The organism is Mycobacterium sp. pR1184 (assembly GCF_041287235.1).
Lineage (GTDB): Bacteria > Actinomycetota > Actinomycetes > Mycobacteriales > Mycobacteriaceae > Mycobacterium.
Window position 1 is genome coordinate 36,644 of sequence record NZ_JBGGKR010000005.1, and the last position, 12,565, is coordinate 49,208.

Genomic DNA, 12,565 nt, shown 5'->3' on the forward strand with positions numbered 1-12,565 from the left:
ATGACTGTGGCCCTTCCGTCGAAATCACTGTCGGAAAGGATTACGGAGCCGGTGACGGAGGTCGTTCGAGTCAGGACAATTCGGGGCGAAGAAAGGACGAAAAGCGCACACGGTCAGCCGATGGACGTGATGCCCGCATTGGAGATCGTGAACCCTTTGCCACCGGAGACCGTGCAGGTCACTCCGTCCGGTTTGGACGTGCAACTGAAGGGACCGACACTCGCGGTCTGATCGTAGGCAAGGGTCGGCGTGTTCTCCCCCGGATTGCCGACACACGAAACGCCCTTACAGCTGGTGACGACCCCGCCGGGGGACAGGTGCGCCGACTGCTCCGGCGAGAAGGTCTGGCAATACACCTCGTCGGGGAGACCGGGGTCGCGCTTGTAGTTGACCTCGCAGCTGATGTTGCGCGACGGAGACAAGAACGCGCACAGCGACGCCGTGCAGACGGGATTGTCCGCGGCGGCCACGGGCACTCCCACGCACCAGCCAACGACGAGATATCCGATAAGCGCGACCGCACGTTTCATGCTGTCAAACCTAACGGATCGGCAGCCCCGTCAAGGCCCGCGAAATCACCAGGCGCTGGATCTCGCTGGTCCCCTCGAAGATCGTGAAGATCTTCGCGTCGCGGTGCATCCGCTCCACTGGGTAGTCGCGGGTGTACCCGTTGCCGCCCAGGATCTGGATGGCCTCGTCGGTGACGTAGACCGCGGCCTCGCTCGCGACCAGCTTGGCCATCGAGCCTTCGGCGGAGTCGAAGTTCTGGTTGTTGCGGGCCATCCAGCCGGCCCGCCACACCAGTAGGCGGGCGGCGTCGACCCGGCTCTTCATGTCGGCGAGCTTGAATGCCACCGCCTGGAACTCGCCGATCTTGCGGCCGAATTGCTCACGCTGGCAGGCGTATTCGAGTGCGTACTCGTAGGCGGCGCGGGCGACGCCGACGGCCATCGCGCCGACAGTCGGCCGGGTACGCTCAAAGGTCTTCAGCGCCGCCTGGCCACCCGCCGAGGCGCCGGATTTGACCCGCGCGATCCGGGCCTCGAATTTCTCGCGGCCGCCGAGAATGCAGTCCTCGGGCAACCGGACATTGTCGAGGACCACTTCGGCGGTGTGCGATGCGCGGATGCCGTGCTTTTTGAATTTCTGCCCCTGCGACAGCCCCTTGGTCCCCGGCGGGATCACGAACGACACCTGTCCGCGGGTGCCCAGCTCCGGATAGACCGACGCCACCACGATGTGCACGTTGGCGATACCGCCGTTGGTTGCCCACGTCTTGGTGCCGTTGAGCACCCACTCGTTCGTCGCCTCGTCGAACCGGGCCCGGGTGCGGATGGCGCCGACGTCGGAACCCGCGTCGGGCTCCGACGAACAGAACGCACCGAGCTTGGGGTCGCCGGGCGTACCGAACATTTCGGGCAAATACTGTCCGAGCTGCTCAGGAGTTCCGTTGCCCGCCAACGCCGCTGCGGCCAGGCCGGTCCCCATGATGGACAGCGCGATGCCGGCGTCACCCCAGAACATCTCCTCGAACGCGGTGAGGAAGCCCAGGCCGGTGGGTTCGGCGGCCTGCTGCGCGAAGAAGTCGGGGGAATAGAGGCCCACCTTCGCGGCCTCCTGGATCACCGGCCACGGGGTTTCCTCCCGTTCATCCCACTCGGCCGCGGCGGGGCGGATGGTTTCGGCCGCGAACTGGTGCACCCAATCGCGCACCTCGATGACGTCGTCGCTCAGTTGCAGTGAGAAAGTCATGGTTCTACTCCTGGAAGAGGTTGACATGCTTGGATTTTCAGGTTTTTCTGGGGTTGGTGTGTTGGGCGAGGACGCTGACGGTCTGGTTGACCCAGGCTTCGAAATAGCGATCCACGTCGACGTTGCCCGGCAACCGTCCGGACAGCGCCTGCAGCGTCGCCGCGTGTGACAGGGAAGCGATCGCCACGGCCGCCGCGGCCTCGGGATCCGGAATGCTGGTACGGCCGGAGCGATTGGACGCGGCCAGCTCGTCGGCGAACCGCTGATAGGCGTTGTCGGTGATGACCTGCCAGGTCTTCTCGTCGAGATCGCCGAGCTCCTCGGGTTCGCGCAGCATGACCTTGAGCAAATCCTCGCTCTGGTTCAGGTTGCTCCAGATCAGTTGCCCGGCGGTACGCACCGCCTGCTCGACGCTGCCCGGCTGCCCGGCGTCGAACTGCTCTCGGGCGGCGACGATGCTGTCGATCCGTTGGGTCACCGCCGCCTCCAGCAGTTCGCGCTTGGAGGCGAAGTGCTTGTACAACGCTCCCGATCCGGGGGCGAGGCCGGACGCCCGCTGGATGTCGGCGACAGACGTCGCGGCGTAGCCCTTGGCGGCGAAGAGCTTCAGCGCCTCCGCCAGCAGTCGATCGCGTCCCGAATCGGGCATGGTGAGAGAGTACTCACTCACCACAACGATGGCAAACGCGTTTCCGGTCGCATGCACCACGACCGTTACCCGGTCGAGGTGTCGATCCGGCGGCCCGAAATGTTCAGGCCGGTATCAGCTTGAGCGGAAGGTGTCGATGCCGGCGGATGATGTTGTTTACTGCCCAGACGGGTTGTCCGACGACTTCGATACGGTCCACCCGTTCCACCAGGGCGCGCAGAATGGCAGCGGTCTCCATCCGGGAGAGTCCCTGACCAGCGCAGGCGTGGGTTCCGTGGCCGAAACCGATGTGGCGGCCGGCGTCGCGGCGGATGTCGAAGATTTCGGGTCTGTCCCATTCGTTCTCGTCACGGTTGGCTGAGGCGTACATGACCAGAACTCGTGATCCGGCAGGTATCGGCGTGCCGGCGATCTCGGTGTCGTGGCGTACCTGGCGGGCGAAGGCGCGCAGCGGCGATTCGTAGCGGATCACTTCGTTGACGGCATTGGGGATCAGCCCGGGGTCCTCTTTCGCCAGGCGCCACTGATCGGAGTGTGTACCGAACAGATACAGGGCGTTGGAGATGGCGCTGATCGTCGTGTCCAGGGATGGGGCGATGTAATCGATCATCAGTGCTGAGCAATCGTCGTAGCTGAGCTGGCCGGCGTCGGCGGCGCAGAGCAGTTCATGCGCCATGCTTCCGTTCAGGACGTTGCGGTGCCGCACCACTCGACGGGCGAACAGCAACATCTGCAGGCTGCGTGGAATCGCTTTCGCGGCTTGCCAATTGAGTGGGCCGAGGACATCGAATGTGGCGCCGGCCCATTCGATCAGATGCTGACGTTGATCGCGGGGCCAGCCGACGAGATCGGGGACGATGGCAAGAGGCAGGGCCGTCGCCAGATCGGCGACAGCGTCGACGGTGCCGCGTCGTATCGCCGCGTCGACCACGGTATCCGCCATCTTTTCGATGGTTTCGCTAACCGAGCGCAGTGCCCTGGGCAGCAGTCGGTGAGCAAGAAGCTTCCGGCGTTGATCGTGTTCTGTGCCGTCACTGTTGAGTGTGGTGCCGCGCGATAGTCGGTTGCTGAACGGGTTGAGCGCGACGCCGCGTCCGGAGATGAACGCCGAGTCGTTGCGCAGCGTGGCTTTGCACTCGGCGTAGCGCGGCAGTGCGTAGACCCGGTGCCTGTGCAGCCGGACCACCGGGCCGGCGTCGCGCAGTCGCCGGTAGTGCGGGTAGGGGTCGAGCACGGCGGCGCGGCTGTAGATGTCATGCCGGTAGGTGGGAGCGACATCTTTGCGCCCCTTGCTCATTGGGAATCTCCTCGCTGCCGGCCGGGCCGCTCTTTCGTATGACTGTTTATGACGAAATCGTCACATATGCCGATCGCCTCAGTCAACAGGTCTGCTCACATCGCCGCTGCGCGGTGTCCCGCCAGGAGTCGAAGTGTCTGTAGGCGCAGGGGTTGCGGTGCGCAATGCTGGGACCTGGGGGTTCCCAGCGGCGGGCCGCGGACCCGGATCAGGCGACGATGGAAGGAACGCAGTGAACGAAGAACAACGCAACGCGATGGCGTCGGGGCGTGGCTTTATCGCCGCGCTGGACCAAAGCGGCGGCAGTACGCCAAAAGCTCTGAAGCTGTATGGGATTGAGCAGGACGCATACGACAACGACGAGCAGATGTTCAACCTCATCCACGAGATGCGTGAGCGGCTGATGGCCAGCCCCAGTTTTTCCGGCGACAAGGTGTTGGCCACGATCCTGTTCGAACAGACCATGGACCGGGCCATCAACGGCGAAGACACCGCGGCCTATCTGTGGAAGCAGAAACACATCGTGCCGTTTGTGAAGGTCGACCAGGGCCTCGCTGATGCCGAGAACGGTGTCCAGCTGATGAAGCCGATGACCAAACTCGATTCACTACTGGATCGGGCCGTGGAAAAGGGCATATTCGGCACCAAGATGCGCTCGTTCATCCAAGAGCCCAACGAGGCGGGCATCAACGCCATCGTCGACCAGCAATTCGAGTACGCCGCCACGATCGCCGAGCGCGGATTGATGCCGATCGTCGAGCCCGAGGTCAGCATCAAAAGCCCGGACAAGCCCACGGCGGACGGTCTGCTGGTGGCGGCGCTGCACACGAAACTCGACGAGCTCTCCGGCGACCGGCAGGTGATGCTCAAACTGACGTTGCCCGACGAGGACAACCTCTACGCGTCGCTGATCGAGCACCCCCGGGTGCTTCGGGTGGTCGCGCTATCCGGCGGCTACAGCCTCACCGAGAGCTGCGAGATCCTAGCCCGCAATCACGGACTGATCGCCAGCTTCTCGCGGGCGTTGACCGAGGGACTGACCGCTCAGCAGAGCGACGCGGAATTCGACGAGAAGCTCGGATCGAACATCGCGCAGATCTACGCGGCGTCGATTACCTAGGCGGGCACCCTGGGTCAACGGGCCGGAGGTGAGACCTGTGTGACGCTGCCGTCGGTGCCGACCGCGATCGTCCCGCCCAGCGGCCCGTCGGAGGCGTGGATGCGCAGGCTCAGTGGTCCGTCCCGGTGGGATTCCACCGTCAAATAGATGCGGTTGGCGTCGTAGATGTGCAGCGTCTGCGGTGCCTGCTGCACGACGGCGAGGACGGCCTGGACGTCGAACTTGGCAAGGTCACCCACTGCCGAGTCCGGCAAGGCGGCAGGAGTGGGACCGAGGTTCATCCAACTGCCGTCGCGGTACACCCACGTGACCACCTTGCGTGCGTTGGCGGTGTCCGGACGCATCACCACCGCTTGGTCTTGGTAGACGTTCAGCTGGTAGCCGAGCGTGTCGCCGAACTGGGTGCGCATCTGCGCCAGCAGGGCCGTCATTCCGGCGAAGCTCAGCAATTGCTGCGGCTGCGGTGCCGCACTCGCGGAGTTGCCCGCGGAGCCGATGCTGGGCGACGTCGTGGTCACGTTCGGTGCAGACGTGCCCGACGGCCTGTTCCACTGCATGACGGCGAAACCGGCGCCCAGCAGTAAGAGCACTGAGACCGCCGCCCCCGCGATCCAGATGGTCCGGCTACCGACTTTCGGTGTCGGGCCCGCCGGTGCGACCGGGGTGTGATGGATTTGCAAGTCTGAAAGCAGCGACTGCAATTCGGTCAGGGTGGTGGCCTTGGTTGCGGCGCTCACCCGCTGGCGGTGTTCTTCTGTCGACAGCTGGCCGTCGCCGAGTGCCGCGTCGAGCGCTTGGCAGGCGTTGTTGCGATCGGCGTCGGTAGCCCGGGTGTGGTCGCTGATCACAGCAAACATCGTAGGAGGCGCGGTGCAAAACCGCGCCGATTCCCGCCGGGTAATCGATCGCGTGCACCACTACGCTTCAAGTCATGGCTTCGAAGCTGCCCTCGCCGAAGATTTTTCTCGAATGGCCCGTCATCCGTCAGCTGCGTTCGGCCGACGCGTTCGGCCGCGGGCCGGCGGTGACCTCCAAGCACACCCGTGCGCTGGCCCCACGCACCACGACCGCCGACCGCGTCGTGCAAAGCGTGTGTCCGTACTGCGCGGTCGGCTGCGGCCAAAAGGTTTTCGTCAAGGACGAGAAGGTCGTCCAGATCGAGGGCGATCCGGACTCACCGATCTCGCGTGGCCGGCTGTGTCCCAAGGGGTCGGCCAGCGAGCAGCTGGTCAACTCGCCGAGGCGGCAGACCAAGATGCTCTACCGCGCCCCGCGCGCGACCGAATGGCAGTCGATCGATCTCGACACCGCCATCGACATGGTGGCCGACCGCTTCGTCGAGGCCCGTCGGCACGCCTGGCAGGACATCGACAAGAAGGGTCATCCCCTGCGGCGCACCATGAAGATCGCTGCGCTCGGCGGAGCCACACTGGACAACGAAGAGAACTACGTCATCAAGAAGCTCTTCACCGCCGCCGGCGCGATCCAGATCGAGAACCAAGCTCGTATTTGACACAGCTCCACAGTTCCCGGTCTGGGGACTTCCTTCGGGCGCGGTGGCGCCACCCAATCACTGCAAGACATGGCCAACGCCGATTGCATCATCATCCAGGGCTCCAACATGGCCGAATGCCATCCCGTCGGCTTCCAGTGGGTCGAGGAGGCAAAGGCGCGTGGCGCGAAGCTGATTCACATTGATCCGCGCTTCACGCGCACCTCGGCCGTGTCGGACAAACACATCCCGATTCGGGCGGGCTCGGATGTGGTGCTACTCGGCGCGCTGATCAACTACGTCATCAGCAACGACAAGTGGTTCAAGGAGTATGTGGTGGCCTACACCAACGCCGCCACCCTGATCAACGAAAACTACCGCGACGCAGAGGATTTGGGCGGTCTGTTCTCCGGCTATGATCCCGAGACCGGGCAGTACGACCCGTCGACGTGGGCCTACGCCGGACAGGAAGGGCAAGAAAGCCGCCACGAGCACGGCGCCAGCGCCTCAGCCCGCGCCGCCGGCGACGTACACGGCAGCGGCGGTCCGCCGTTACCGCACGCTCGCGTGCTGCGCGACGAGACCCTGCAGCATCCGCGGACGGTTTTTCAAATCGTCAAGCGGCACTACGCGCGGTACACGCCGGAGATGGTGCGCGACGTCTGCGGCATCGGCATCGAAGATTTCGACTACCTTGCACGCACGCTCGTCGCCAACTCGGGCCGAGAGCGCACCACCTGCTTCGCGTACGCCGTCGGCTGGACGCAGCACACGCTGGGCGCCCAATTCATCCGCACCGCAACGATTTTGCAGCTGCTGCTGGGCAACGTGGGGCGCCCCGGCAGTGGCATCATGGCGCTGCGCGGCCACGCCACCATCCAAGGGTCTACCGACATACCGACGCTGTTCAACCTGCTGCCCGGCTACCTGTCGATGCCGAAGGCCGGGGTGCACGACACCTTCGCTGAGTACATCGAAGCGGTCGGGCCGAAGAACCAAAAAGGCTTCTGGGCCAACGCCGACACCTACATCGTCAGCCTGCTCAAGGCATGGTGGGGCGACGCGGCCCGCGAGGACAACGATTGGGCCTACGACTACCTGCCGCGGCTGTCCGGACCGCACGGCACGTATCAGACGGTCATGTCGATGCTTGAAGACGAGGTCGACGGGTACTTCCTGCTCGGACAGAACCCGGCCGTCGGATCGGCGCATGGCCGGATGCAACGCATGGGCATGTCGCACCTGAAATGGCTGGTGGTGCGCGACCTCAACCTGATCGAGTCGGCCACTTTCTGGAAGGACGGCCCCGAGATCGCTTCCGGCGAGCTGAAAACCGAGGAGATCGAAACCGAGGTGTTCTTCTTCCCGGCGGCCACGCACGTCGAGAAGGCCGGTTCTTTCACCCAGACCCAACGCCTTGTGCAGTGGCGGCACAAGGCCGTCGACCCGCCCGGCGACTGCCAGAGCGAGTTGCAGTTCTTTTTCGAGCTGGGCAAACGGATCCGGCAGCGGCTGGCCGGCTCCACCGATGAACGCGACCGGCCTCTGCTGGATCTGACCTGGGACTATCCCACCGATGAGCATGGCGAGCCCGATTCGACCGCCGTGCTGGCCGAGATCAGTGGCTGTTACTTGACCGGGCCGAAAGCCGGCCAGCCGGTGCCCGGGTACACCGAACTGGCTGCCGACGGGTCGACGTCCTGCGGCTGTTGGATCTACTCGGGTGTGTACGCGGACGGTGTCAACCAGGCCGCGCGGCGGGTGCCGCACGGCGGCACCGGACCCAGCCAGTCGGAGTGGGGCTGGGCGTGGCCGCTCGACCGGCGGATTCTGTACAACCGCGCCTCGGCCGACCCCGACGGCAAGCCGTGGAGCGAGCGCAAGCGCTACATCTGGTGGGACCCCGAGCAGCAGCGCTGGGTCGGTCACGACGTGCCCGACTTCGTGGCCGACCGGGCGCCGGGCAGCCGGCCGGACCCAGACGTCGGCGGCCCGGACGCCCTCGCGGGCGATGACCCGTTCATCATGCAGGCCGACGGCAAGGGGTGGCTGTTCGCGCCCAAGGGTGTGGTGGACGGGCCGTTACCCACGCACTACGAGCCGCAGGAGTCGCCGGTGGCCAACGCGCTCTACCCGCAGCAGCAGAACCCCTCGCGAATCACCTTCCCGCGCAAGGACAATCTGAGCGCACCCAGCGCGGGCGACCCCGGCGCCGACGTGTACCCGTACGTGTTCACCACCTACCGGCTCACCGAGCACCACACCGCCGGCGGTATGAGCCGCTGGTTGCCCTACCTGTCGGAGTTGCAACCGGAGATGTTCTGCGAGGTGTCCCCGGAGCTGGCCGCCGAACGCGGCCTGGAGCCCTACGGGTGGGCCACCCTGGTCTCGCCGCGCGCTGCGATCGAGGCGCGGGTGCTGGTCACCGAACGGATGAAGCCGCTGGTCATCGGCGGCCATATCGTGCATCAGATCGGGTTGCCGTACCACTGGGGGGTGGGCAGCGATGCGGTGGTCAGCGGCGACGCCGCCAACGATCTGCTCGGCTTGACGCTGGATCCGAACGTGCAGATCCAGGAGTCCAAGGCCGGCTCCTGCGACATCAGGCCGGGCCGCCGGCCGCAGGGCGAGGAGCTGCTGCGGTTGATCGAGGAGTACCAGTCGCGCGCGGGCGTCACCGTGGAGACGGACAATATCCGAGTGAGCGAAGCTGTCTGGGAGAGCATCGAGCGCGAGCAGGACGGGAAGGGAGGCCAATGAAGTTCAGGGGCCAGCTGATCGGTCCGAGTGACCCCGCCGCCGATGCGGGGTGGGGAGATGCCAAGCCGCGCAAGGGCTTTTTCACCGACACCTCGATCTGCATCGGTTGCAAGGCGTGCGAAGTGGCGTGCAAGGAGTGGAATCGCAACCCGCGCGACGGCGACCTCGAGCTGCTGGGATCGTCCTACGACAACACCGGCTCGCTGGGCGCGAGCACCTGGCGGCACGTGGCGTTCATCGAGCAGGGCCGCGACCGCATCGAGGAGGCGCGCGAATCCGGCCGCGCGTTGGTGAGCCTGGGCATGCCCGCCGTCCCGGGTGCTGCGGACGTCCCGGCCGACTCGAAACCGCCTGACACCCCGGAGTTTCGCTGGCTGATGTCCTCCGATGTCTGCAAGCACTGCACGCACGCGGGCTGTCTCGACGTCTGCCCCACCGGGGCGTTATTTCGCACCGAGTTCGGCACCGTGGTGGTCCAGCACGACGTGTGCAACGGCTGTGGAACATGCGTCGCGGGTTGCCCTTTCGGCGTGGTCGAGCGCCGTAGCGACGGCACGTATGCGACGCCGGTGGACCGGCCGGGCCGTCCGCAGGAGGAGTTCGTCACCGGTGTCGCCCAAAAGTGCACGCTGTGCTACGACCGCCTGATCGAGGACCAGATACCCGCCTGCGCCCAAACCTGTCCGACGACGTCGATCAAGTTCGGCGATCACGACGACCTGGTGGACCGAGCGCGGCAGCGGGTAGCTCAGTTGCATGCCGAAGGACGCACTGAGGCAAGGCTTTACGGCGCCAACGAGCACGACGGTGTCGGCGGTACCGGTTCGGTCTTCTTGTTGCTCGACGAACCCGAGGTCTACGGTCTGCCGCCGGATCCGCGGGTGTGCACCGCCGACCTGCCGACAATGTTCAAGCGGGCGACGATGGCTGCGGTCGGCATGGCCGGAGCGGCTGTGCTGGCGTTCTGGAGTAGCCGGTGAGCACCTCGGAATTCGACAGCTTCCGCCCGCCAGAACCCGAGGGGGGCAAGCGGCGTAGGAAAGGCGAACGTGGCGCCCGTCGGGGAGGCGGCAGTGGTTCCGATGGCTCGCGCGAAATGCCGATGGTCCCCGAGGCCGAATTCACCTCGTATTACGGCCGTCCGGTGGTCAAGCCCGCGCCCTGGGGCCACGAAGTGGCCGCCTACCTGTTCTTGGGCGGCGTCGCGGGTGGGTCCGGCCTGCTCGCCGCCGGTGCTCAGCTCACCGGTCGAAAGAAGTTGCGCCGCAACACAAGACTGTCCGCGCTGATCGCGGTGTCGCTGGGGGCGGTCGCGCTGGTGAAGGACCTGGGCCGGCCCGAGCGTTTCGTCAACATGCTGCGGACCGTCAAGCTGACCTCTCCGATGAGCATCGGTTCGTGGATCCTCAGCTCGTTCAGCGCCGCCATCGGAATAGCGGCGGTCGCCGAAATCGATCAGATGACGGGCGAACGAATTCCGTTGGGCCCGTTGCGGTCCGTGCTGCGCGCCGCGGAGGCACCGGCCGGCCTGGGCGCAGCCGTGCTGTCGCCACCACTGGCCGTCTACACCGCGGTGCTGCTCACCGACACGGCCACCCCGACGTGGAATGCCGCATACCGGGATCTGCCGTTCGTGTTCGTCAGCTCCGCGAGCCTGGCCGCCTCGGGATTGGCGATGATCACCACCCCGGTCTCCGAGGCCGGGCCGGCGCGCAAGCTGGCGGTCATCGGTGCGGTCGGCGATCTGATCTCGGCCAGGTTCACGGAGTCCCGGATGGATCCGGTGACCAGAGAGCCGCTGCACCACGGCAGGCCCGGCTGGCTGCTACAGACAAGCGAAATACTTGCCGCCGCAGGAGGTTTGGGGGCATTGCTCGGCGGGCACCGCCGCGATGTCGCCGCGCTGTCCGGTTTGACGCTGCTGACGGCGTCGGCGATGTTGAGGTTCGGCTTCTTCGAGGCGGGCAAGGAATCGGCTCGCGACCCCCGCTACACGATGGAGCCGCAGCGGCGCCGACTGGCCGCGCGCCGCGCCGCCGGCATCACCGACGACTCGATCACTTCCGCCCGTTAAAGCTAACTAGCGCACCTCGATGCCTTCGCCGGCGACGGTATGCCCGATCACCGGGTGACCGGGCAGTTCGCCCACCACCAGCAGGCCACCCGAAGTCTGCGCGTCGGCGAGCAGCAGGAGATCATCCTCGGTCACGCCGGGGCCGGGACGCAGATGCGGCCGCACCCAATCGAGGTTGCGCCGAGACCCGCCGGAGACGAACCCGTCGCGCAGCGCCGCTCGGCCGGCATCGAGTACCGGCACCGCGCCGCGGTCGATGACCGCGCCCACCTTTGAGGCCCGGCACATCTTGTACAGATGGCCGAGCAACCCGAAGCCCGTCACATCCGTGGCCGCGTGCACGCCGTTTGCCACCGCGGTCTCGGCGGCGTCGCGGTTGAGCCGGGCCATCGTCGCGATCGCTTCCGGGAACACCTCGCCGGTCTGCTTGTGCCGATTGTTGAGCAGCCCGACCCCGAGCGGTTTGGTCAGGGTCAACGGAAGCCCGGGTTCGGCGGCGTCGTTGCGCAGCAACCGCTTCGGGTCGGCCACGCCGGTCACCGCCATGCCGTACTTGGGCTCCGGATCGTCGATGGAGTGGCCGCCGATCACCGGGCAGCCGGCCTCCGAGGCCACCGCCAGCCCGCCGCGCAGCACCTCGGTCATCAGCTCCAGTGGCAGTACATCGCGCGGCCAGCCGACCAGGTTGATGGCGACGACCGGGCGCCCGCCCATCGCGTAGACGTCGGAGAGCGCGTTGGCCGCGGCGATTCGACCCCAGTCGTAGGCGTCGTCGACGACCGGCGTGAAGAAGTCCGCCGTGGACAGCACCGCGATGTCGCCGACCAAGACCGCGGCCGCGTCGTCGCCGTCGTCGAGTCCGACCAGAACATTGCCGTGAGTCTGTCCGGCCAGGCCGCGCACCGCCTCTTCCAGCTCGCCGGGCGGGATCTTGCAGGCACAGCCACCGCCGTGCGCATAACCGGTCAGCCGGGTCTGCGTCTGGGTCATGTCACGAGCCTACGAGGAGCGGGCGGGCTCACCATCTGCCCGCCTCATAGCGACAACTATCAACGTCGTCACATTGATGCTCGCGGGTGCGTTCCTGGCGTCGAATGTGCGCCCACGGCGGCGACACGCCGGGTGAGGCCGCCGCATCCGCACACCCAACTCCTACCGCCGCACAGTCAACGCCGCCCGGCGGTTTTGTCGCTCGGAGGCGGGCACTTCGACCCCGCCGACGGCGGTGGCCACTTTGACCCCGGACCCGGCGGCGGCCACCGTGGCGGATGGGCAACCCGGGCGGGCTCGTCGGTATCGGCGCTGACCCCGCTAGTTTGTGCATGGAGGCGTTTGGGTTCCTGGTGGTCCCCCCGGTCTTCAAAACCGGTGAGATCGAGTATCTCGGTCTGGCGGGTTCGATTCCCGTCCGCCTCCGCCAG

10 protein-coding genes and 1 tRNA gene are annotated in these 12,565 nt (G+C 66.3%); 5 read left to right on the forward strand and 6 right to left on the reverse strand.

Annotated features, from left to right (window positions below):
• Window positions 1-113 precede the first annotated feature (113 nt).
• The 4 genes from ACAG21_RS10435 to ACAG21_RS10450 all read right to left on the reverse strand — a co-directional run bounded on the left by ACAG21_RS10435 (window position 114) and on the right by ACAG21_RS10450 (window position 3,698).
• Window positions 114-530: a hypothetical protein gene (locus tag ACAG21_RS10435; RefSeq protein WP_370495961.1), complete on the reverse strand. Its 417-nt coding sequence runs from the start codon at window positions 528-530 to the stop codon at window positions 114-116.
• Window positions 531-540: 10 nt separating this feature from the next.
• The gene (locus ACAG21_RS10440) at window positions 541-1,752 is read right to left on the reverse strand and encodes an acyl-CoA dehydrogenase family protein (RefSeq protein ID WP_370495962.1); all 1,212 of its coding nucleotides are present in this window, start codon (window positions 1,750-1,752) and stop codon (window positions 541-543) included.
• 37 nt (window positions 1,753-1,789) lie between these two features.
• A complete protein-coding gene (locus ACAG21_RS10445) occupies window positions 1,790-2,401 on the reverse strand; it encodes a TetR/AcrR family transcriptional regulator (RefSeq protein WP_370495963.1) in 612 nt (203 codons plus the stop codon).
• Window positions 2,402-2,504: 103 nt separating this feature from the next.
• Window positions 2,505-3,698, reverse strand: coding sequence for a cytochrome P450 (locus tag ACAG21_RS10450; RefSeq protein ID WP_370495964.1), 1,194 nt, complete (start codon window positions 3,696-3,698; stop codon window positions 2,505-2,507).
• Window positions 3,699-3,930: 232 nt separating this feature from the next.
• On the opposite strand from ACAG21_RS10450, the gene ACAG21_RS10455 reads away from it, so the two are divergent.
• Window positions 3,931-4,818, forward strand: a complete 888-nt coding sequence (locus ACAG21_RS10455; RefSeq protein ID WP_370495965.1) for a fructose bisphosphate aldolase — start codon at window positions 3,931-3,933, stop codon at window positions 4,816-4,818.
• Window positions 4,819-4,832: 14 nt separating this feature from the next.
• Here ACAG21_RS10455 and ACAG21_RS10460 read toward each other — a convergent pair whose 3' ends face one another.
• Window positions 4,833-5,666 (reverse strand): DUF1707 domain-containing protein, encoded by an 834-nt coding sequence (locus tag ACAG21_RS10460; protein WP_370495967.1) that lies wholly within the window; start codon window positions 5,664-5,666, stop codon window positions 4,833-4,835.
• Between the two features lie 83 nt (window positions 5,667-5,749).
• On the opposite strand from ACAG21_RS10460, the gene fdh reads away from it, so the two are divergent.
• From fdh to nrfD, 3 genes are read left to right on the forward strand one after another with little or no spacing between them, the layout of a single operon-like run.
• Complete coding sequence (fdh, locus tag ACAG21_RS10465; protein WP_370495968.1) at window positions 5,750-9,070, forward strand: formate dehydrogenase; 3,321 nt, start codon at window positions 5,750-5,752, stop codon at window positions 9,068-9,070.
• Window positions 9,067-10,050: a 4Fe-4S dicluster domain-containing protein gene (locus tag ACAG21_RS10470; protein WP_370495969.1), complete on the forward strand. Its 984-nt coding sequence runs from the start codon at window positions 9,067-9,069 to the stop codon at window positions 10,048-10,050. The genes fdh and ACAG21_RS10470 overlap by 4 nt, the downstream gene beginning before the upstream one ends.
• Entirely contained in the window at window positions 10,047-11,144 is a 1,098-nt protein-coding gene (gene nrfD / locus ACAG21_RS10475) for an NrfD/PsrC family molybdoenzyme membrane anchor subunit (protein WP_370495970.1), read from the forward strand. Before ACAG21_RS10470 ends, nrfD begins: the two co-directional genes overlap by 4 nt.
• A gap of 6 nt (window positions 11,145-11,150) precedes the next feature.
• Here the strand turns inward: nrfD and selD are convergent, their stop codons facing one another.
• Window positions 11,151-12,134 carry a selenide, water dikinase SelD gene (selD, locus tag ACAG21_RS10480; RefSeq protein ID WP_370495971.1) on the reverse strand — a complete coding sequence of 328 codons (984 nt, stop codon included), beginning with the start codon at window positions 12,132-12,134 and terminating at the stop codon, window positions 11,151-11,153.
• A 334-nt stretch (window positions 12,135-12,468) separates the two neighbouring features.
• Between selD and ACAG21_RS10485 the strand changes: the two genes are divergently transcribed.
• Window positions 12,469-12,564 (forward strand) — tRNA-Sec (locus tag ACAG21_RS10485).
• Window position 12,565: the final 1 nt, after the last annotated feature.

Excerpts from the sequence above, each read along its gene's own strand:
- ACAG21_RS10435 (WP_370495961.1), bottom strand. The coding sequence starts at position 530 with ATGAAACGTGCGGTCGCGCTTATCGGATATCTCGTCGTTGGCTGGTGC.
- ACAG21_RS10440 (WP_370495962.1), bottom strand. The coding sequence starts at position 1,752 with ATGACTTTCTCACTGCAACTGAGCGACGACGTCATCGAGGTGCGCGAT.
- ACAG21_RS10445 (WP_370495963.1), bottom strand. The coding sequence starts at position 2,401 with ATGCCCGATTCGGGACGCGATCGACTGCTGGCGGAGGCGCTGAAGCTC.
- ACAG21_RS10450 (WP_370495964.1), bottom strand. The coding sequence starts at position 3,698 with ATGAGCAAGGGGCGCAAAGATGTCGCTCCCACCTACCGGCATGACATC.
- ACAG21_RS10470 (WP_370495969.1), top strand. The coding sequence starts at position 9,067 with ATGAAGTTCAGGGGCCAGCTGATCGGTCCGAGTGACCCCGCCGCCGAT.
- selD (WP_370495971.1), bottom strand. The coding sequence starts at position 12,134 with ATGACCCAGACGCAGACCCGGCTGACCGGTTATGCGCACGGCGGTGGC.